Origin of the sequence: Antarctobacter sp. (assembly GCF_048262615.1) — a bacterium.
GTDB lineage: Bacteria > Pseudomonadota > Alphaproteobacteria > Rhodobacterales > Rhodobacteraceae > Antarctobacter.
Genome location: NZ_JBLXFB010000002.1, coordinates 302148 through 322256, shown reverse-complemented (window position 1 = coordinate 322256; position 20109 = coordinate 302148). Strand labels below are relative to the sequence as shown.

The window sequence follows — 20109 nt, the reverse complement described above, 5'->3', positions numbered from 1 at the left end:
GGCGCTTGTATCCTCCGCGCCATGACGCCCCGCCACACCGCCCTGACCCTGCCCTCGCCAGAGGCGACCTGCGCCTTTGCCCAACGCATCGGGGCGGCGTTGCGGCCCGGCGATGTACTTTTGCTGTCCGGCCAGATCGGCGCGGGCAAGACCCATTTCGCGCGCGGCCTAATCCAGTCCTTGCTGGAAGTGCCAGAGGATGTACCCTCTCCCACCTTCACCATTGTCCAGACCTATGACACCACCGCCGGAGAACTGTGGCACGCCGATCTTTACCGGCTGACCGGCCCGGATGAGAGCGTGGAACTGGGCCTGACAGAGGCTTTCGAGACCGCCATCTGCCTTGTCGAATGGCCCGACCGCCTGCAAGAGCTTGCGCCCAAGGACGCCCTGCGCCTCAGCTTTGCGGCGGCAACCGACGAAGACACCCGCCATGTCACGCTCGACTGGGACAGCCCGCGCTGGGATGCGGTGATCGCGGAGCAGATGGCTTGATCGATTTTCTCGAAACCAGCGGCTGGGGCGATGCACGGCGGCAATCGCTGGCAGGGGATGCCTCGGCCCGGCGCTATACCCGGCTGTTTCGCGGCGTTGAGACCGCGATCCTGATGCAGGACCCCGAAGGCGACGTGGCGCTGTTTGCGCGTCTGGCGCGGCACCTGACCGGGTTGGGTCTCAGCGCGCCCCGCATTTTCGCCGAAGACGCCGCCCACGGCCTGCTGTTGATCGAGGATCTTGGTGACGGGTTGCTGGCCCGACTTGCGCAGGACACTCAGACCGAGCAGAGCCTTTACCTGCTCGCCACCGATGCGCTGATCGCGTTGCACCGCGCCTCGCCACCGCCCGATCTGCCGCTGGCGTCGCCTGACCGGCTGGCCGCGATGGTGGACCTTGCGTTTCAGCACTACACCCACGCGCCGGACGCTCTGCCGCAGGCTGTCGCGGCTTTTGCCCCGCTATTGCAAGTGCACGCAATGCCCGCCGACGTCATGGTGCTGCGCGACTACCACGCGGAAAATATTCTGTATCTGCCACGGCGCGAGGGTGTCGCCCGTGCCGGATTGCTCGACTTTCAGGACGCGCTGCAAGGGCATCGCGCCTATGACCTCGTCTCTCTGATCGAGGACGCCCGCCGCGATGTGTCACCCCAGACCGCCCGCGCCTGCATCGCGCAGTACCTGACCGCAACCGGCCTGCCCAAGGAGGCCTTTCACGCCTCGCTTGCCGTGCTTGGCGCCCAGCGCAACCTGCGTATCCTTGGCGTCTTTGCCCGTCTTGCGTCCACGCGCGGCAAACCGCATTACATCGATCTGATCCCGCGGGTCTGGGGCCACCTTCAGGCCGATCTTGCCCATCCGGTTCTGGCCACCGTGAAACCAATTCTGGACGCGGCCCTGCCCGCGCCCGACACAGCCCATCTGGAAAGACTGAAAGCCCGATGCCCAACGCCGTGATGCTGTTTGCCGCCGGGTTCGGCACCCGGATGGGGGCGCTGACCGCAGACACGCCAAAACCGCTGATCAAGGTGGCGGGAAAGCCACTGCTGGATCACGCTTTGTCCCTGACCGAGGGCGTAGCCACCCGTGTCGTCAACGCGCACTACCTGGCGGACCAGATAACGGCGCATCTCAAGGGCCGCGACGTGCATGTCTCTGTCGAGCAACCAGAGATCCTCGACACCGGCGGTGGCTTGCGGTTTGCGCTGTCGACTCTTGGAACACAACCTGTGTACACATTGAACACAGATGCCATCTGGAACGGTCCAAACGCGCTGGACCTGCTGCGCGGGGCGTGGGACCCGGACCGCATGGATGCGCTGTTGATGTGCGTGCCCCTGTCCCGTGCGGTTGGGCGAAAAACCGGCGGCGACTTTGCCTTGCAGCCCGATGGACGGCTGACCCGCAAGGGGGACCTTGTCTACACCGGCGCGCAGATCATCAAGACCGACGGGTTGGCCAACATCGACGAACGGGCCTTTTCTCTCAACACACTCTGGAACGCTCAGGCAGAGGCAGGTCGTCTTTTCGGCCTCACATACCCCGGTCACTGGTGCGACGTGGGCCACCCGGAGGGCATCAAACTGGCCGAGGATATGCTGAATGTTTGACACCCCCGGCCCCCGCCTCTTTGGCCTGCCCTGTGGTTCGGATTTCGCCACCGAACTGGTTGCCGGTCTGCGCGCCCGGATGAAAGACACCCCGCCAGAGGCGCTGGCGCAGGTGGAAATCTACGTCAACTCGGACCGCATGGCGCGGCGGTTGCGCACCGTGTTCGATGCCGGGCCCGCCTGCCTGCTGCCGCGCATCCGGCTGGTCACCGATCTGGCCGATCCGCTGACCCGCGCCGCGTTGCCCGCGTCCATTCCACCGCTGCGCCGACGGTTGGAACTGACCGGCTTGGTGTCCGAACTGCTGGACCGCGCGCCGGAACTTGCGCCGCGCGCGGCGCTGTTCGATCTGGCCGACAGCCTTGCCACCCTGATGGAGGAAATGCAGGGCGAAAACGTATCGCCAGAGGTCATCGAAAACCTTGATGTGTCGGACCAGTCCGGCCACTGGCAGCGCGCGCTGACCTTCCTTCAGATCGTCCAACGCTACTTCGAGACCGACGGCGCCCCGGACCCGCAAAGCTATGCCCGCCGCGCGATGGATATGCGGCTGCTGCAATGGCAAGCCACACCGCCACAGCACCCCGTTCTGGTCGCCGGCTCCACCGGATCACGCGGCACCACCGCCAGTTTCATGGCCGCCGTCGCGCGCCTGCCGCAGGGTGCGGTGATCCTGCCCGGCTTTGATGCCGAAACACCGGACACCGTCTGGGCGCAACTGGACGACTCGCTGACCGGTGAGGACCATCCACAGTTCCGCTTTGCCAAACTCATGCAGGCGCTGGATCTGTCGCCGGGCGACGTCCGAAGCTGGACCGACACGCCGCCCCCCAGCCCCGCGCGCAATCGCGTGCTGTCGCTGGCCTTGCGGCCCGCGCCCGTCACCCACCAATGGCTGTCAGAGGGGCCGTCCCTGCCGTCGCTGCCCGACGCGATGCAGGACGTCACGCTGGTCGAGGCCACAAGCCAGAGGGATGAGGCGCTGGCCATCGCCCTGCGCCTGCGGCAAGCGGTCAAGGACGGCCAGCGCGCGGCGGTCATCACCCCAGACCGGATGCTGACCCGGCGCGTGACCTCGGCGCTGGACCGCTGGAACATCCTGCCCGACGACAGCGGTGGTACGCCCGCGCAACTGACGCCGCCGGGGCGGTTGCTGCGCCATGTGGCCGAAGTGTTCGTCAAGCCGCTGACCGCCGAGATGCTGCTGACCCTGCTCAAGCATCCCCTGACCCACAGCGGGGCGGACCGTGGCCCGCACCTGCTGAACACCCGCGATCTGGAACTGTATATCCGCCGCAACGGGATGCCCTATCCACAGCCCGAACCGCTGGCGAAATGGGGGGAAACCCGGTCGCGCGGCGACTGGGCCACATGGGTCGGGCAACAGTTCTGCGGCCACGACCATTCCGGCAAGCGCGCCCTTACGGACTGGATCGCAAGGCTGGTCGCGCTGACCGAATCCATCTGCGCAGGTCCGGGGGTCAAAGGCTCTGGCGGGCTCTGGAAAGAAGCGGCAGGCCGCAAGCTGCACGGCGTCATCGCGACTCTGACGCGCGAGGCCGAACATGGTGCCGACATGAGCGCCCGCGATTTCGCCGACCTGCTGGGCGCGATGCTGTCGCGCGAAGAGGTCCGCGACCGCGACGCCCCGCACCCGAGCATCCTGATCTGGGGCACGCTGGAAGCGCGCGTCATGGACGCCGACCTTGTGATCCTTGCCAGCCTCAATGAGGGCAGCTGGCCGGAATTGCCCGGTGCCGACCCGTGGCTGAACCGTCAGATGCGCGCCAAGGCGGGGTTGCTTTTGCCCGAGCGCCGCATCGGTTTGTCGGCGCATGACTTTCAGCAGGCGGCAGGCGCGCCCGAGGTCTGGATGACCCGCTCGATGAAATCGGATGAGGCGGAAACCGTGCCGTCGCGCTGGGTGAACCGGATGATGAACCTGATGCGCGGCCTGCCGGACCGCAACGGCCAACAGGCCATCGAACAGATGCAGGCACGGGGCAATCGCTGGCTGGCGCTGGCCAGTGCCTCGGAAACCCCAATTACGGCCGATCCCGCGCCACGCCCCTCTCCAGCCCCGCCTGCCGAGGCGCGGCCGAAACAACTGTCGGTGACAGAGATCAAACGCCTCGTCCGCGATCCCTTTGCCATCTACGCCAAGCGCGTGCTGCGGCTGAAACCGCTGGACCCGCTGATGCAGGCCCCTGATGCGCTGATGCGCGGCATTCTCACCCACAAGGTGCTGGAGGAGTTTGTAAAGGCCACGCAGGAAGAGCCGCTGAACCTGACGCCCGACGCGCTGCTGGCACTGGCAGAGCAGATCATCGGCGATCCCGAACAGGTGCCTTTTCCCACCGTGCGCGCGCTCTGGCAGGCTCGGATGGCCCGCATCGCGCCATGGTTTGTCGAGACAGAAATTGACCGGCAGGCCCACGCCACGCCCAGCCAGTATGAGATCAAGGGGCAGGCCACGATCCCGGCGCTGGGGTTCACCCTGACCGCCACCGCCGACCGAATCGACATCGACGGGCGCGGCGGCGCGCATATCTATGACTACAAGACCGGCGCGGCGCCTTCGGCCAAGGAACAGCGCAGCTTTGACAAACAGTTGCTGCTGGAGGCGGCGATGCTGGACGATGGCGGCTTTGCCCCGCTGGAACCGCCGCATGTGGAACGTGCGGTGTTCATCTCGCTCCAGCCCAGCAACCCAAAAGAGGTGCTGGCCCCGCTGGAGGACGCGCCGCCGGAACAGGTCTGGGCAGAGTTTGTCTCGCTAATCGCCACCTACTACGATCCGACCACCGGCTTTACCGCCCGACGTGCCCTGCAAAAGGACAACGACGCAGGCGATTACGATCACCTCGCGCGGTTCGGCGAATGGGACGTGACCGACGCCCCGGTCAAGGAGACCCTGACATGATGCGCGATGAGGCGACCCAGCGGCAGGTCGATGCCGCCGCCCCTTGGCATTCCACATGGCTGGCCGCCAATGCCGGATCGGGCAAGACCCGCGTGTTGACCGACCGGGTGGCGCGGCTGTTGCTGGACGGGGTCGACCCCTCGCACATCCTGTGCCTGACCTACACCAAGGCCGCCGCGACAGAGATGCAGAACCGCCTGTTCAAACGGCTGGGCGCTTGGGCCATGCTGGATGAGGCCGGGCTGCGCGCGGATCTGGAACGGCTGGGGGTTGAGACGGACCTGTCCGGCGACTACCTGCGCGCGGCGCGCACTCTGTTCGCCCGCGCGATTGAGACACCGGGCGGGCTGCGCATTCAGACGATCCATTCGTTCTGCGCATCCCTGCTACGGCGGTTCCCTTTAGAGGCCCGCGTCACCCCCCAGTTTCAGGAGATGGAGGATCGCTCGGCTGAACTGCTGCGCGCCGAGGTGCTGGACCGCCTTGCCGAAGGGCCGCAGGCGCATCTGTTGCGGGACATCGCGCCCTATATCTCGGGCGATGACGTGGAAAAATTGACAGCGCAGCTGTGCCGCCGTCGCGATGCCTTTCAACCTGCCATGAGCGCCGCAGAGATCCGTCTGGCCTACGGTCTGGGCGCGGATGACAGTGACGACACCCTGCTGGAGTCGGTCTTTCTGGGCTCTGAACTGGCGCTGTTCGAGGCGTTGGTGCCCTACCTGCGCGACGGCGGCAAAACGGACGGCACGCTGGCTGACCAACTGACCGCAATCGAGTCCGCCGATGCCGAGGCGCTGGACATCCTGCAAACCGCGCTGCTGACGCAGGCGGGCACCATCCGCAAGACGCTGGGGACCAAGAAACCGCGCGCCAACGCGCCCGATCTGTTTGAGGCGCTCGACCAATTGGCACGCCGCGTCGAGGACGCCCGCGTTACGCAGATGGCCCTTGCCGCCGCCCGGCGCGACGCTGCCCTGCATGCCTTTGCCGGGCATTTCCTGCCCGCGTATGAGGCCGAGAAGATGCGGCGCGGCTGGCTGGACTTTGACGATCTGATCACCCGCGCGCGGGATCTGCTGAGCGATCCGGGTGTCGCGGAATGGGTGCTCTACCGGCTGGATGGCGGTATCGACCATATTCTGGTGGATGAGGCACAGGACACCTCTCCGGTGCAATGGCAGGTGATCGAGCGGCTGGCGCAGGAATTCACCGCCGGCGAAGGTGCGCGCGCCGATGTGCGGCGCACCATCTTTGTGGTCGGTGACAAGAAACAGTCGATCTATTCGTTTCAGGGGGCCGATCCGTCTGAATTTGACCGGATGCGCGATGATTTTGCCGACCGTCTGCACCGGACCGAGGCCCCGCTGGTGTCGATGGGGCTGGAATACAGTTTCAGGTCGGCCGAGCCGATCCTGCGGCTGGTCGACAACACCTTTGACGGCGCGCAGGCGTCGGGGTTTGTGCCCGACCAATTGCACCGCGCCTTCAAGGAGGCCATGCCGGGGCGCGTCGACCTCTGGCCGCTGGTGGACAAAGTCGGCGACGAAGAGGACGGCGCATGGCATGAACCGGTCGACCGGCCGAGTGCGACACATCACACGGTTTTTCTGGCGCAACGGATCGCGCGGTTCATCCGCCAGACCATCGACGCCAAGACGCCCCTGCCCGAAGAGATCGGCCATTCCGGCACTTACCGCGCGCGGCCCGTTCATGCGGGCGATGTGCTGATCCTCGTGCAAAAGCGGGGCCGTCTATTCAAGGAAATCATCCGCGCCTGCAAACAGGAACGCCTGCCCATCGCCGGGGCGGATGTGCTCAAGGTCATGGCAGAACTGGCGGTGCGCGACATCATCGCGCTGCTCAGCTTCCTGTCCACGCCAGAGGACGACCTGTCGCTGGCGACCGTCCTGCGCTCTCCCCTCTTTGGCCTGAGCGAACAACAGCTTTTTGACCTCGCCGCGCGGCGGGAACGTAAATATCTCTGGGAAGAACTGCGCAGACGGCGCGAGGCCTTCCCCGATGTGCTGCGGGTGCTGGATGACCTGCGCGGGCAAACCGACTTTCTGCGCCCCTATGACCTGATCGACCGCATCCTGACCCGCCACAACGGCCGCCGCTTGCTGATCGGGCGGCTGGGGCCAGAGGCAGAGGATGGCATCAACGCGCTGCTGCAACAGGCGCTGGCCTATGAACAAAGCGCCGTGCCCTCGCTGACCGGGTTTCTGGAATGGGCGCAGTCCGACAATCTGCGGATCAAACGCGCGCCTGACAGCGCCGGAGAGACGTTGCGCGTCATGACGGTGCATGGCTCCAAGGGGCTGGAAGCGCCCATCGTGATCCTGCCGGACTGCGCAGAACCAGACAACCGGCTGCGCGACGACCTGTTCACCGATGACCACGGACCCCTGTGGAAAGGCACCGCCGACGCCCAGCCACCGCGCCAGCAGGCGGTGATCGACGCGGCCAAGGAGAAAGCCGCGCAGGAGAAAGACCGGCTGCTGTATGTGGCCATGACCCGCGCGGAAAAATGGCTGATCGTCGGGGCTGCGGGCGATCTGGGGAAATCCGGTGAGGCCTGGTACGATAAGGTGTCGCGCGGGATGGCGCGTTCCGGCCCGGACCGCCAGATCTTTGACTTTGGTGATTTGGGCGCGGGTGAGGGCCAGCGACTGGGCCTTGCGGACTGGTCTCATCTGCCGTTTGAGGACGTGACCCGCACCGCGCCCCCCGCGACGGAGATGCCCGCGCATCTGCTGGACCCGGCCCCACCCCCGGCAGAGCCGATCAAGGCGCGCAGCCCGTCGGACCTTGGCGGGGCAAAGGCGCTGCCGGGGGCGGCGGGCGACACAGAAGAAATCGCCAAGGCGCGCGGCACCGCCCTGCACCTGTTGCTGGAAAACCTCGCGCCCCTTCCAGCCGACAGGCGCAGGGACGCCGCCGAGGCCTTGGGCCAGCAGATCGAGGACGATCCGGACCTAGCCATCGTCGGCAGCCAAAAGGCGCAGATCCTCGATGAGGCGTTGGCCGTCCTGTCCGCCCCACATCTTGCCCATGTCTTTGCCCCGGACGCGCTGGCAGAGGTGCCCGTCACCGCCGACCTGCCCGGTCTTGGCCGTCTCCACGGCGTGATCGACCGGCTGATTGTCACGCCCGAGACCGTGACCGCCATCGACTTCAAATCCAACCGCACCGTGCCGGATGACGCTGCGCGCGTGCCGGACGGTCTGCTGCGGCAGATGGGGGCCTATGCCGCCGCGATGGCGCAGGTCTACCCGGATCGGCGCATCGAAACCGCGCTGGTCTGGACCGCCAATGCCCACTATATGCCGCTGTCACACGAAGCTGTGACACAAGCTCTCGCGCAGGCAGGCACACCTTGACGGCGCGGACCACGCTCCATACCTTCTCGATCCTGTCAGCTTGCCCCAAACCCCTAGGAGAATCCCCATGGCCACCGTCGCCGTCACCGATGCCACCTTCGACGCCGAAGTGAAGAATTCCGACATCCCCGTTGTCGTCGACTTCTGGGCCGAATGGTGCGGCCCCTGCAAGCAGATCGGCCCCGCGCTGGAAGAACTGTCCAAGGAAATGGAAGGCAAGGTCAAGATTGCCAAGGTCGATGTGGACCAGAACCCGAACACCGCAACCGCCATGGGCGTGCGCGGCATTCCGGCGCTGTTTGTCTTCAAGGACGGTCAGGCCGTGTCCAACCTTGCCGGTGCGCGCCCCAAAGCCGCGCTGCAAAGCTGGATCGAAGAGTCGATCTGAACCGCCTAAGCGATTGATGTTTCAGGGGCGCCTTCGGGCGCCCTTGTCGTTTTGGCCGATGTGGCCCATATCGGCGGTCAGAAGAGAAGGATCAGTCACATGAGCGACGACAGCTTTCCCGGATGGCACGGCACCACGATCATCGGCGTCCGCAAGGGCGGACAGGTGGTTATCGCGGGCGATGGTCAGGTCAGCCTTGGCCAGACCGTGATCAAGGGCACCGCGCGCAAGGTGCGCCGCCTGTCGCCGGGTGGTCATGATGTGCTTTGCGGCTTTGCCGGATCGACCGCCGATGCCTTTACCCTGCTGGAGCGGCTGGAGAAAAAGCTGGAGGCCGCGCCGGGCCAGTTGCAGCGCGCCAGCGTCGAGCTGGCCAAGGACTGGCGCACCGATAAATACCTGCAAAAGCTGGAGGCGATGCTGATCGTCACCGACGGACAGGAACTATACGTCATCACTGGCGCGGGCGACGTGCTGGAACCGGAACATGACGTGGCGGCCATCGGATCGGGCGGGAATTTCGCGCTCGCCGCCGCGCGCGCCATGATGGACAGCGACCAGACCGCCGAAGAAGTGGCGCGCAAAGCCATGGCCATCGCCGCCGACATCTGCGTCTATACCAACGGCAACCTGACCGTCGAAACGCTGGGCTGAGACGAATTTTCGTCGAAAATTCGCCCCCACCAACGCACAGGATTCCCATGACTGACCTGACCCCCCGCGAAATCGTCTCGGAACTCGACCGGTTCATCATTGGCCAGCAAGAGGCCAAGCGTGCCGTTGCCGTCGCCCTCCGCAACCGTTGGCGGCGCAAACAACTGTCGGATGATCTGCGCGACGAGGTCTATCCCAAGAACATCCTGATGATCGGACCCACCGGCGTCGGCAAGACCGAGATCAGCCGCCGACTGGCGAAACTGGCCCGCGCGCCCTTTATCAAGGTGGAGGCGACCAAGTTCACCGAGGTTGGTTATGTCGGGCGTGACGTGGAACAGATCATCCGCGATCTGGTGGACGCCGCCATCGCGCAGACGCGCGAGCAGATGCGCGAAGACGTCAAGGCGCGGGCCCATCTGGCCGCCGAGGACCGGGTGATTGAGGCCATCGCTGGCAAGGACGCCCGCGAAGGCACCCGCGACATGTTCCGCCGCAAGCTGAAAAGCGGCGAGCTGGACGACACGATGATCGATCTGGACGTGGCAGAGACCGCCTCCCCCTTCCCCACCATGGAGATCCCCGGCCAGCCGGGGGCCAACATGGGGATGATGAACCTCGGCGATATCTTTGGCAAAGCCTTTGGCGGGCGCACCACGCGCAAGCGTCTGACCGTCGCCGAAAGCTATGAGATCCTGATACAGGAAGAGGCGGACAAGCTGCTGGACGATGAACAGGTCAAGGCCGCGGCGCTGGAATCGGTCGAGCAGAACGGCATCGTCTTTCTGGATGAGATCGACAAGGTGGCGGCCCGGCAAGAGGCCCGCGGGGGCGATGTCAGCCGCGAGGGGGTGCAGCGCGACTTGCTGCCGCTGATCGAGGGCACGACCGTTTCGACCAAACATGGCCCGGTCAAGACCGATCATATCCTGTTCATCGCCTCGGGGGCGTTTCACATCGCCAAGCCGTCCGACCTGCTGCCGGAATTGCAGGGGCGTCTGCCGATCCGGGTGACGCTGCGGGCGCTGACCGAGGCGGATTTCGTGCGCATCCTGACCGAGACGGACAACGCCCTGACCCTGCAATATACCGCGTTGATGGCGACCGAGGAGGTCACCGTGACCTTCACCGATGAGGGCATCGCGGCGCTGGCGAAGATCGCCGCCGAGGTGAACAGCAGCATCGAGAATATCGGCGCGCGGCGGCTGTACACGGTGATGGAGCGGGTGTTCGAGGAGCTGAGCTTTACCGCGCCGGATCAGGCCGGGGTAGAGGTGACGGTGGACGCCGATTTTGTCGAGGCGCATCTGGGCGAGTTGACCCGTTCCACCGATCTGAGCCGCTATGTTTTGTGAGGGCTCTGACCGGGTGTCCACGCGTGGACAGGGTTTGGGGTATGTAGAATCAATGGGTTACAGAGACGGTTTTACCTTTCAGTAACAAACTGAGGCTTGATCCGATGCCTTGGATCCGTCCTAGGCACGGTGGTTTTCGCGGACGTCAGCCCTTGGCCAGCAGCACGTGTAGGGTGGGTTTTCAACCCACCGCCCGGAACAAAAAAAAACGCCCCGCAGACCCTGCGGGGCGTTTGTCATTCACGAGGTCCCGGTTCAGGCCCGGACCCCGGTTGGCCTCAGGCCATCCACCACCGTTCGGCCATGCGGGCGTTGTCCATCTGCCAGAGGTTGCCGACCGTGTCCGGGTTGGCGACCTTATTGCTGACCGCCTGCACGTAGTTGGCGAACATCGGCAGCACCACACCGCCGTCGTCCTTCAGGATCTGCTGCATCTCGCCGTACATCTCGCGGCGCTTGTCGGAGTCCAGTTCGGCGCGGGCGGTGACCAGCAGGTCCTGGAAGCGCTCGCTGTCCTCGCGGCCCCACTGCGTGTCGTTCCACGGCACACCTTCTTCGTAGGCGGTCGAGAACATCCAGTCCTCGGTGGCGCGGCCCGACCAGTAGCAGGCGCAGAACGGCTTTTTCAGCCAGACGTTGGACCAGTAGCCATCCGCCGGTTCCTGCACCACGTTGATATTGATGCCCGCGCTCTTGGCCGAGGCCTGATACAGCTGCGCCGCGTCGACCGCGCCCTCAAAGGCCGCGTTCGAGGCCGACAGGTCGATGTCCAGCGAGGAAAGACCCGCCTCCTTGAGGTAGAACTTGGCCTTGTCCGGATCGTAGGCGTTCTGTTCCATCTCGGCGGCGAAATACTGGTTGGCCGGGCCGATCGGGGTGTCATTGCCGACGCGGCCATGACCCAGCAGGATCTTGTCCACCAGTTCCTGACGGTTGATGGCGAATTTCAGCGCCCGGCGCACGTTGACATCGTCGAAGGGCGCGACATTGGTCAGCATCGGGAAAGTGTACTGCTGGTTGCAGGACACTTCCTGGATGCGCACCATCGGGTTCGCCTTCAGCAGCGCCTCTGTCTTGAGGTCGATCCGGTTGATCGCGTCGACCTGGCCGGTCAGCAGCGCGTTCATCCGGGCGGTGTTGTCGTTGACGGCGATGTATTCGACCGAATCGAAATAACCTGCGCTGTCGCCTTTGTAGTGGCTGTCGACACGGGTCGCGACCATGCGCACGCCGGGCTCAAAGCTTTCGACCTTGTAGAGGCCGGTGCCGATGCCCTTGGCGATGGCCTCTTCGATCTGGCCCGCCGGGTACATCAGCAGGTGATAGTCCGACAGCAGATAGGGGAAGTCGGCGTTGCCCGCCGCCAGAGTGAACTGCACCTGATGGTCGGTGATCTTCTTCATGTCGGTGATGGCTTCGACAATCGGCTTGGCCGCCGATTTCGCGCCGTCGGCCACGTGCAACTGCAACGAGGCGATCACGTCATCGGCGCCGAAGGCCTTGCCGTTGTGGAAGGTCACGCCCTGACGCAGGTCAAAGGTCCAGGTCTTGGCATCTGCCGAGGCCTCCCAGGAGGTCGCCAGTTCGCCGACCAGCGATCCGTCCGCCTTCACCTCGGTCAGGCTGTCAAAGACCGTGCCCTGCGCGCTGGCGATCATGTAGAGGTCAGAGTGGGTCCGGCCATCCCAGCTGTCGCTGGTGTTTGCGCCCGACAGGGCGGCCCGCAGGCGGCCGCCGCGTTTCGCCTGCGCCCGCAACGGCAGGCCGGATGCGGCCAGCACACCTGCGGCGGCCCCGGTGGTCAATAGTCCACGTCTGCTGATTCTGGTCATGTTCGTCTCCCTTGGTCATCGCCTGCCGGGGTGCATGCCCTGGCAGGTCATCTGTTTATAGCGACTGTCTTACGACATTTTGCCGACGGCGGCATCGCCGATGTTATCAACTCCGCGTTCCCTGAGCAGATTGGTCAGCCAATCCGGGTCCATCTCGGGGACCGAGGACAACAGAAGATCAGTGTAGGCATGGTGCGGCGGCCGGAACATTTCTTTTTTCGGGCCCTGTTCGACAACTTCGCCGTCCTTCATCACCACCACCTCATCGGCAATGGCGCGCACGGTGGCAAGGTCGTGGGTGATGAACATGTAGCTGAGTTTCAGTTCATCCTGAAGGCGCGCCAGCAGCCGCAGAATGCCCTCGGCCACCAGTTGATCCAGCGCGCTGGTCACCTCATCGCAGATGATGAATTTCGGTTCTGCCGCCAGCGCGCGGGCGATCCCGATGCGCTGTTTCTGCCCGCCCGACAGTTCGCTGGGCAGGCGGTCAAAATACTGGGCGGCGGGCATTTCGATCTGCTCCAGCAGATCCTCGACCCGTTTGCGTTTTTCGCGGCCTTTCAGGCCCATGTAGAATTCCACCGGGCGGCCGATGATCTCACCAATCGGTTTGCGCGGGTTCAGCGCGGTGTCGGCCATCTGGTAGATCATCTGGACCTGCCGCAACTGGTCCTTGGAGCGTTTGCGATAGTCCAGCGGCAAATCCTGCCCGTCGAGTTCGATCCGCCCGATGCGCGGCGGCAAAAGCCCGGTGATGCAGCGCGCGGTGGTGGATTTTCCCGACCCCGATTCGCCCACCACGGCGACGGTGCGGCCCTCGTGGATGTCGAAACTGACATCGCTCAACACATCGACGGAGCCATAGGCCGCCGTGACCCCCACGACAGAGATCACCGGGGTGGCATCGGCGGAAACCGGCGGTTTCTGCGGGCGTTCAAAGGCGCGCACGGCCCAGAGGCTTTTGGTATAGTCCTCAGTCGGCGCGCTCAGCATGGTGCGGGTATCGGCCTCTTCGACCTCATCGCCCTTGAGCAGCACCTTGATGCGGTCGGCCATCTGCGCCACGACCGCAAGGTCATGGGTGATGTAGATCGCGGCGGTGTCGAATTCCTTGACGATCTCGCGGATGCTGGCCAGCACCTCGATCTGGGTGGTGACGTCCAGCGCGGTGGTCGGTTCGTCAAAGATGATCAGGTCGGGGCGGCAGGCCATGGCCATCGCCGTCATCGCGCGCTGCAACTGGCCGCCGGACACCTGATGCGGATAGCGAAAGCCGATCTCATCGGGGTTGGGCAGGCGCAGCTTGCGGTACAGTTCCATGCCGTCCTGTTCGGCGTCCTGCCGGGAGGACACGCCATGCTGCACCGGCGCTTCGGCGTGCTGGTCGATCAGTTTGTGCGCGGGGTTAAAGCTGGCGGCGGCGGATTGCGCGACATAGGCGATACGCTTGCCCAGCAGGCGGCGCTTGACCTCTGCGCTGGCCGACAGCAGGTCGATGCCGTCGAAATGCACGCTGCCGCCGGAGATGCGCACGCCGTCGCGGCAAAAGCCCATGGCGGCAAGGCCGAGGGTCGATTTGCCCGCGCCGGATTCGCCGATCAGGCCCAGCACCTCACCCTTTTTCAGGGTCAGGTCGACGCCGTTGATGATGGGCATCCATGTCTCATCGGACCGCCCCTCGATCCGCACGTCGCGCATGTCCACCAGCAAATCAGACATGGCTCACTCCTTCAGGCCGGAACTGCGTTGCAGCATCCAGTCCACGACAAAGTTGACCGCCACGGTCAGCAGCGCGATGGCCCCGGCCGCCATCAGCGGCAGCGCGGCAGTCAGCGGCGAGAAGGCGGCGAAGTTGATGAATTGCGCAAGGTCGCGCACCATGGTGCCCCAGTCCGCCAGCGGCGGCTGGATGCCCACGCCAAGGAACGACAGCGCCGCGATGGTCAGGAACACAAAGCAAAAGCGCAGCCCGAATTCGGCCAGCAGCGGCGCCATGGCGTTGGGCAGGATCTCACGGAAGATGAGATAGGTCCGCCCCTCGCCGCGCAGCTTGGCCGCCTCGATGTAGTCCATGACGACGATGTTCATGCCCACCGCACGGGCAAGGCGAAAGACGCGGGTGCTGTCGATCACCGCGATGATCAGCACCATGTAGACGGTCAGCAGCCATTTCTCCGACCCGGCCCATGCGCTGGCGATGGTCATCAGCAACAGCGCAAAGATCAGCGAGGGGATCGCCATCAGCACGTCGACGGAGCGGCTGAGGAACTGGTCGAACCAGCCCTGCACCACCGCCGCCAGAAACCCGAGACTGCCGCCAAGAAAGAAGGCGATGCAGGTGGTGGCAAAGGCGATGCCCACCGTGTTCTGCGCGCCGTAGATCAGGCGGCTCAGCAGATCGCGCCCGATCTGGTCGGTGCCCAGCAGATGCGCCGGATTGCCACCCGTGGCCGCGTTGCCGCCGGGCAGCGCGTTGACCTGATCAAAGACCTCGGCCTGACCATAGGGCGCGATGGCCCCGGCAAAGATCGCAAGGATCGCGTAAATCAGGATGACCAGCAGCCCGAACGCCGCCGTCAGCGGCATCTGGCGAAACACCTTTTTCGTCCCGCCGGTGCCGACCATCCGACCCAGAGACCGGAAAATCCATGCCGCGACACCAAAGATGGCAAAGCCCTGCACCGCCCAGCGAAAGAACAGCACCCCGGCCACCGGCACGCCCTGCGCGCTGACCGCCGGCTGAAAGTAGTACCAGACGCCAAAGATCACCACCGCCACGCCCAGCACATAGCCAAAGGCCACCGCCAGCGGCATGTCGCGAAAGGCCGGTTTGTTGCCTGTCGCCATCTGGCCGGCAAAGCGCATGACCCAGCCAGCGGCCAGAAAAACCGCGAAACCGGCAGCGATCCAAAGCAAGGTGGTCATTTGGGATGCCTCAGGCGCGGGTTGGAGAGGATCGACAGGATGTCCGCCGTCAGGTTCAGCAGGATATAGGCGGCGGCAAAGATCAGGCAGCAGGCCTGCACCACCGGGATATCGCGGATCTTTACGCTGTCGACAAAAAGCTGTCCGATGCCCGGATAGACAAACACCACCTCGACCACCACGACACCGGTGATCAGATAGGCAAGGTTCAGCGCGATCACGTTGATGATCGGCGCAAGCGCATTGGGCAGCGCGTGTTTGATGATGACGCGCATCGGCTTGATGCCCTTCAGGCGCGCCATCTCGATATAGGGGCTGGCCAGCAGGTTGATGATCGCCGCCCGCGTCATCCGCATCATATGCGCCGTGACCACCAGCGTCAGGGTCAGCGCAGGCAACATGGTCTTTTGCAGACGCTCGCCAAAGCCCATGCCGTCATAAATGTTCGACAGCGAGGGCAGCACCGGGTTCAGCACCGCCAGAAACAGGATCAGGATATAGGCGAGGAAAAATTCCGGCGAGGAGATCGACGTCAGCGTCGAGATATTGGCCACCTTGTCAAAGACAGAGTTGCGGTAGAGCGCGGCCAGAATGCCCAGCATCACCGCAAAGGGCACCGCAATCGCCGCCGTGACCCCGGCAAGGAACATGGTGTTGGCAAAACGCGGCGCAATCTGTTGCGCCACCGTGGTCCGCACACCGGAATCGTCGCCGACAAAGCTGGCGAAATTGGCCTGCGCGAAAGAGTTGCCAAGGTCGCCCCGCATCGCCCCGGCCAGCCAGTCGAAATACCGCGCGATGGGATGCTGATCCAGTCCCAGATCACGGCGGATCGCCTCGACCGCCTCGGGTGTCGCGCCCTGGCCAAGGATCGCCTCGGCGAAGTCACCGGGCAACATGTTGACGGCTGTGAAAATGACGATTGAAACGATGAACAGCGTCAAAAGTCCCAGCGCAAGGCGCTGAAGGATGATTTTTATGACCGGATTCAAGGTCCCTGCCAGTGTGTTGTTTTCATTACAGTCACGTTAGCGTCTGATTTGCGCGTGTAAACCCCGCACGTGACCCGCGATCAATCTCTGGCCAGCGCTAGATCGTCCATCACCCGCACCAGTTCCGCGCTGATCCCCGGCTCTGACAGGGCGTGACCGGCGTTGCGGATCATGCGCAGATCCGCCCCCGGCCATGCCTCGGCCAGTTCCCACGCGCGGCGCGGCGGGCAGATCATGTCATAGCGCCCCTGAACGATCACACCCGGCACATCGCGCAGCCGGTCGACGTTGTTCAGAATCCAGCCGTCTTCCTCCAGAAACCCGGCGTTGATGAAATAGTGATTCTCCAGCCGGGCAAAGGCGCGGGCATATTCCCCCGGCGCCATGCCGCCCTGCCCGTTCGAATAGACAGAGGCCAGCGCGTTTTCCCACGCCGACCATGCCTGCGCAAAGCGTGTCTCTGTCGGCAGGTCGCCACTGAACAGACGTTTGTGATAGGCCCCGATCAGATCGTCATGTTCCTCTTTGGGCACCATGTCGATGAACCGCGCCCAGGGTTCGGGCCAGAACTGCCCCGCGCCGCCGCCGTAAAACCACGTCAGTTCGGCCTGCGTCATCATGAAGACGCCGCGCAACACCAGATGCAGGACCGCCTCGGGGTGGGTGATCGCGTAGATCAGCGACAGCGTCGCCCCCCAGCTGCCGCCAAAGATCACCGCCTTGCCCACGCCCAGCATCGCGCGAATCCGTTCGATATCAGCGACCAGATCCCATGTGGTGTTGTTGGTGACGCTGGCATGGGGGCGCGACCGGCCACAGCCCCGCTGATCGAACAGCACAACCCGGTAGTGGCGCGGATCGAAATAGCGCCGCATCGCCGGACTGCATCCGCCCCCCGGCCCGCCATGCAGCACAATCACCGGTGTGCCGTCGGGATTGCCGCATTGTTCGACATAAATCGAGTGACCGTCCCCCATATCCAGCATGCGTTGATCGTAAGGATCGACCGCAGGATAGAGATACTGCACTGCGCGCTTTTGGCCCGGGATTTTGTCCATGCCCTACCTATATTGCCCACAAAGGCCAAAAGACCATGGGGAAAGTCATGACTACCACCGTCGATGCATCCGAGATCGCCAAGTTCGAAGCCATGGCCGCAGAGTGGTGGGATCCGAATGGGAAATTCAAGCCCCTGCACATGCTCAACCCCTGTCGGCTGGATTATATCACCAGCCAGATCGCCGAAGAGTTCGACCGCGACCTGAAGGCACCCCGCGCCTTTGACGGGCTGCGCATTCTGGATATCGGCTGTGGCGGCGGGTTGCTGTCGGAACCGATGGCGCGTCTGGGGGCCACGGTGGTGGGCGTCGATGCCGCCGAGCGCAATATCCCCGTGGCGCAGACCCACGCCGCGCAATCGGGGCTGGAGATCGACTATCGGTTCACCACCGCCGAGGACATGGCGGCGGCGGGCGAACAGTTCGATGCTGTTCTGAACATGGAGGTGGTCGAACACGTATCCGACCCGTTGGCCTATCTGACCGCCTGCCAGCAGTTGCTGAAACCCGGCGGGCTGCACATCTGCTCGACCATCAACCGCAACCCCAAAAGCTTTGCCATGGCGATTGTCGGCGCAGAATACGTCATGCGCTGGCTGCCCAAGGGCACCCATGAGTGGTCGAAATTCATCACCCCGGATGAGCTGTATGACCTGATGCGCCGCGCCGGGCTGGAGCCGGTGGACCGCAAGGGCTTTGTCTTCAACCCGATCACATGGGGGTGGAGCCTGTCGGATCGCGATCTGAGCGTGAACTACGTGACGGCCTCGCTGAAGCCCGCCTAGGAAAAGATGGGGGCTCCCGCCCCCGTCTCCCTGCGGTCGACTCCCCCGGGGATATTTTTGGACAGAAGAAACCGGGAGCCGCGCTTTGGTGTTTCTTCTGTCGTGAAATATCCCGGGGGTGAGGCCGCAGGCCGAGGGGGCAGCGCCCCCTAGTCTTCCAGCCGCAGCCGCAACTCGCGCAGCACCGGCAGGGCCGCGCGGACGCGGTCCTCACCCAGATCGCCCATCATCTCGTCTATCAGCGGCATGATCGCGTTCAACGCCGCCGCGCGCGCCGATTGACCGGCGGGAGAGATCGACACCAGTTTCTTGCGCGCGTCGTCCCAATCCGGGCGGATGTGGACGTAACCGGAGATTTCCAGTTTCGACAGCGTGTTGGTCATCGCGCCACGGGTGACGTGAAAGGCGCGGGCCAGTTGCGCCGGGGTGCGTTCGCCGCCCCGCGCCAGATGGTTGAGCACCGAGAAATGCGAGATTTCCATGCGGTTCGGCAGCACCTTGGTCAGCCGGGCGCGCAGCAGTTGGTCCGCTGTCAAAAGCTCGCTGAACAGCGAGATGGCAAGGGCGCTGGCCTCACTCATGTGTCCGGCCCCGTTTCAAATGGCCCGGTAAAGGCGCGGTCATGAGTCAGGGCGGGCACCTTGGCCCGCGCGTCGGCCACGGCGCTGAGGTCCAAATCGACGCAATAGACGCCCGGATCGATGCCCGCGTCCAAGATCACCTCTCCCCAAGGGGCGATCACCATGCTGTGCCCGTAGGTCTTGCGCGGGCGACCGGACTGGGCCGTGTGGGTGCCGGTCTGCGCCGGGGCCAGCACGTAGCAGCCGGTTTCAATCGCGCGGGCCTGTAGCAAGGGTTGCCAGTGCGCGGGGCCGGTGCCGGGGGAAAAGGCTGCCGGGACGGTCAGAACCTGCGCCCCCGCCTGCGCCAGCGCGCGGTAGAGATAGGCAAAGCGGACATCATAGCAGATCGTCAGGCCAAAGGTGGCCAGCGGCGTTTGGGCCAGCACCGCACGGTCCCCCGGCGCATAGCCAGAGGATTCGCGGTAGGTTTCGGTCACTGACACCTGCACGTCGAACATGTGCATCTTGTCATAGCGCGCGGCGATCCCGCCATCCGGGCCGATCAGGACCGACCGGTTCACAAAGCGCGTCTCTGGCGGGTCGGCCTTTAGCGCCAGCGACCCGGCCAGCACCCAGAGGTCCAGTTCCGCCGCCGTGGCGCGCAACCCGGCCAGCACCGGGTCATCGCCCTCATGCCGCAGAACCGCCGTCTGGTGCGCGCGGTTCATCGAGACGCAGTTGCAGACCTCGGGCGTCAGCGCGATCTGCGCGCCCTCCGCCTTGGCCCGGCGCAGCATGTCCTGCATCGTGCCAAGGTTCTCTGCCGGATCGTCCGACGAGGTCATCTGGATCAGTGCGACCCGCATTCAGGCCGCCAGCAGAGCGTCCAGCTTTCCCTGCCGCTCCAGCGCGGCGAGATCGTCATAGCCGCCGACATGGGTCTCTCCGACAAAGATCTGCGGAACGGTGTGGCGGCCATTGGCGCGTTGCATCATTTCGGATTTGCGCCCCGGCTGTGCCAGAACGTCGATGGCGGTATAGTCGACACCTTTGCTGTCTAGCAGCCGCTTGGCCGCGTGGCAAAAGCCGCAGAGCGGCGAGAAATACATTTCGACCGGTTGCATATCGGTCCTCCGGTTTGTTCGTG

17 protein-coding genes are annotated in these 20109 nt (G+C 64.5%); 9 read left to right on the top strand and 8 right to left on the bottom strand.

What is annotated here, in order from left to right:
• Nucleotides 1–21 precede the first annotated feature (21 nt).
• The 8 genes from tsaE (at nucleotide 22) to hslU (ending at nucleotide 10807) form a co-directional block, all read left to right on the top strand.
• The gene (tsaE, locus tag ACN0S5_RS03560) at nucleotides 22–495 is read left to right on the top strand and encodes a tRNA (adenosine(37)-N6)-threonylcarbamoyltransferase complex ATPase subunit type 1 TsaE (RefSeq protein WP_417206016.1); all 474 of its coding nucleotides are present in this window, start codon (nucleotides 22–24) and stop codon (nucleotides 493–495) included.
• Nucleotides 492–1454, top strand: a complete 963-nt coding sequence (locus ACN0S5_RS03555; RefSeq protein ID WP_417206014.1) for an aminoglycoside phosphotransferase family protein — start codon at nucleotides 492–494, stop codon at nucleotides 1452–1454. The genes tsaE and ACN0S5_RS03555 overlap by 4 nt, the downstream gene beginning before the upstream one ends.
• Entirely contained in the window at nucleotides 1439–2107 is a 669-nt protein-coding gene (locus ACN0S5_RS03550) for a nucleotidyltransferase family protein (RefSeq protein ID WP_417206012.1), read from the top strand. The genes ACN0S5_RS03555 and ACN0S5_RS03550 overlap by 16 nt, the downstream gene beginning before the upstream one ends.
• The gene (addB, locus tag ACN0S5_RS03545) at nucleotides 2100–5030 is read left to right on the top strand and encodes a double-strand break repair protein AddB (RefSeq protein WP_417206010.1); all 2931 of its coding nucleotides are present in this window, start codon (nucleotides 2100–2102) and stop codon (nucleotides 5028–5030) included. Before ACN0S5_RS03550 ends, addB begins: the two co-directional genes overlap by 8 nt.
• The gene (gene addA, locus ACN0S5_RS03540) at nucleotides 5027–8410 is read left to right on the top strand and encodes a double-strand break repair helicase AddA (protein WP_417206008.1); all 3384 of its coding nucleotides are present in this window, start codon (nucleotides 5027–5029) and stop codon (nucleotides 8408–8410) included. The genes addB and addA overlap by 4 nt, the downstream gene beginning before the upstream one ends.
• 67 nt (nucleotides 8411–8477) lie before the next feature.
• Nucleotides 8478–8798, top strand: coding sequence for a thioredoxin (gene trxA, locus ACN0S5_RS03535; protein WP_417206006.1), 321 nt, complete (start codon nucleotides 8478–8480; stop codon nucleotides 8796–8798).
• Nucleotides 8799–8897: 99 nt separating this feature from the next.
• On the top strand, nucleotides 8898–9452 hold the full coding sequence (gene hslV / locus ACN0S5_RS03530; RefSeq protein ID WP_417206004.1) for an ATP-dependent protease subunit HslV: 555 nt from the start codon (nucleotides 8898–8900) through the stop codon (nucleotides 9450–9452).
• 47 nt (nucleotides 9453–9499) lie between these two features.
• Nucleotides 9500–10807 carry an ATP-dependent protease ATPase subunit HslU gene (gene hslU, locus ACN0S5_RS03525; protein WP_417206002.1) on the top strand — a complete coding sequence of 436 codons (1308 nt, stop codon included), beginning with the start codon at nucleotides 9500–9502 and terminating at the stop codon, nucleotides 10805–10807.
• Nucleotides 10808–11085: 278 nt separating this feature from the next.
• On the opposite strand, the gene ACN0S5_RS03520 is transcribed toward hslU, so the two are convergent.
• The 5 genes from ACN0S5_RS03520 to pip form a co-directional block, all read right to left on the bottom strand.
• Nucleotides 11086–12639 (bottom strand): ABC transporter substrate-binding protein, encoded by a 1554-nt coding sequence (locus tag ACN0S5_RS03520; RefSeq protein WP_417206001.1) that lies wholly within the window; start codon nucleotides 12637–12639, stop codon nucleotides 11086–11088.
• Between the two features lie 69 nt (nucleotides 12640–12708).
• On the bottom strand, nucleotides 12709–14358 hold the full coding sequence (locus ACN0S5_RS03515) for an ABC transporter ATP-binding protein (RefSeq protein ID WP_417205999.1): 1650 nt from the start codon (nucleotides 14356–14358) through the stop codon (nucleotides 12709–12711).
• Between the two features lie 3 nt (nucleotides 14359–14361).
• On the bottom strand, nucleotides 14362–15564 hold the full coding sequence (locus ACN0S5_RS03510; protein ID WP_417205997.1) for an ABC transporter permease: 1203 nt from the start codon (nucleotides 15562–15564) through the stop codon (nucleotides 14362–14364).
• On the bottom strand, nucleotides 15561–16556 hold the full coding sequence (locus tag ACN0S5_RS03505; protein WP_417205995.1) for an ABC transporter permease: 996 nt from the start codon (nucleotides 16554–16556) through the stop codon (nucleotides 15561–15563). The genes ACN0S5_RS03510 and ACN0S5_RS03505 overlap by 4 nt, the downstream gene beginning before the upstream one ends.
• An 80-nt stretch (nucleotides 16557–16636) precedes the next feature.
• Nucleotides 16637–17614, bottom strand: a complete 978-nt coding sequence (pip, locus tag ACN0S5_RS03500; protein WP_417205993.1) for a prolyl aminopeptidase — start codon at nucleotides 17612–17614, stop codon at nucleotides 16637–16639.
• 47 nt (nucleotides 17615–17661) lie between these two features.
• Here pip and ubiG point away from each other — a divergent pair, with 47 nt between their 5' ends.
• A complete protein-coding gene (gene ubiG, locus ACN0S5_RS03495) occupies nucleotides 17662–18399 on the top strand; it encodes a bifunctional 2-polyprenyl-6-hydroxyphenol methylase/3-demethylubiquinol 3-O-methyltransferase UbiG (RefSeq protein WP_417205991.1) in 738 nt (245 codons plus the stop codon).
• A gap of 149 nt (nucleotides 18400–18548) precedes the next feature.
• Here the strand turns inward: ubiG and ACN0S5_RS03490 are convergent, their stop codons facing one another.
• Genes ACN0S5_RS03490 through grxC form a run of 3 tightly spaced genes read right to left on the bottom strand, consistent with a single transcriptional unit; the run spans nucleotide 18549 to nucleotide 20086 of the window.
• On the bottom strand, nucleotides 18549–18980 hold the full coding sequence (locus ACN0S5_RS03490) for a MarR family winged helix-turn-helix transcriptional regulator (RefSeq protein WP_417205989.1): 432 nt from the start codon (nucleotides 18978–18980) through the stop codon (nucleotides 18549–18551).
• On the bottom strand, nucleotides 18977–19828 hold the full coding sequence (locus tag ACN0S5_RS03485) for a carbon-nitrogen hydrolase family protein (RefSeq protein ID WP_417205987.1): 852 nt from the start codon (nucleotides 19826–19828) through the stop codon (nucleotides 18977–18979). The genes ACN0S5_RS03490 and ACN0S5_RS03485 overlap by 4 nt, the downstream gene beginning before the upstream one ends.
• Complete coding sequence (gene grxC / locus ACN0S5_RS03480) at nucleotides 19829–20086, bottom strand: glutaredoxin 3 (RefSeq protein WP_417205985.1); 258 nt, start codon at nucleotides 20084–20086, stop codon at nucleotides 19829–19831.
• Nucleotides 20087–20109 lie beyond the last annotated feature (23 nt).

Excerpts from the sequence above, each read along its gene's own strand:
- ACN0S5_RS03485 (WP_417205987.1), bottom strand. The coding sequence starts at position 19,828 with ATGCGGGTCGCACTGATCCAGATGACCTCGTCGGACGATCCGGCAGAG.
- ACN0S5_RS03515 (WP_417205999.1), bottom strand. The coding sequence starts at position 14,358 with ATGTCTGATTTGCTGGTGGACATGCGCGACGTGCGGATCGAGGGGCGG.
- addB (WP_417206010.1), top strand. The coding sequence starts at position 2,100 with ATGTTTGACACCCCCGGCCCCCGCCTCTTTGGCCTGCCCTGTGGTTCG.
- trxA (WP_417206006.1), top strand. The coding sequence starts at position 8,478 with ATGGCCACCGTCGCCGTCACCGATGCCACCTTCGACGCCGAAGTGAAG.
- ubiG (WP_417205991.1), top strand. The coding sequence starts at position 17,662 with ATGACTACCACCGTCGATGCATCCGAGATCGCCAAGTTCGAAGCCATG.
- pip (WP_417205993.1), bottom strand. The coding sequence starts at position 17,614 with ATGGACAAAATCCCGGGCCAAAAGCGCGCAGTGCAGTATCTCTATCCT.
- ACN0S5_RS03510 (WP_417205997.1), bottom strand. The coding sequence starts at position 15,564 with ATGACCACCTTGCTTTGGATCGCTGCCGGTTTCGCGGTTTTTCTGGCC.
- ACN0S5_RS03550 (WP_417206012.1), top strand. The coding sequence starts at position 1,439 with ATGCCCAACGCCGTGATGCTGTTTGCCGCCGGGTTCGGCACCCGGATG.
- hslV (WP_417206004.1), top strand. The coding sequence starts at position 8,898 with ATGAGCGACGACAGCTTTCCCGGATGGCACGGCACCACGATCATCGGC.
- ACN0S5_RS03520 (WP_417206001.1), bottom strand. The coding sequence starts at position 12,639 with ATGACCAGAATCAGCAGACGTGGACTATTGACCACCGGGGCCGCCGCA.
- tsaE (WP_417206016.1), top strand. The coding sequence starts at position 22 with ATGACGCCCCGCCACACCGCCCTGACCCTGCCCTCGCCAGAGGCGACC.
- hslU (WP_417206002.1), top strand. The coding sequence starts at position 9,500 with ATGACTGACCTGACCCCCCGCGAAATCGTCTCGGAACTCGACCGGTTC.
- grxC (WP_417205985.1), bottom strand. The coding sequence starts at position 20,086 with ATGCAACCGGTCGAAATGTATTTCTCGCCGCTCTGCGGCTTTTGCCAC.
- addA (WP_417206008.1), top strand. The coding sequence starts at position 5,027 with ATGATGCGCGATGAGGCGACCCAGCGGCAGGTCGATGCCGCCGCCCCT.
- ACN0S5_RS03490 (WP_417205989.1), bottom strand. The coding sequence starts at position 18,980 with ATGAGTGAGGCCAGCGCCCTTGCCATCTCGCTGTTCAGCGAGCTTTTG.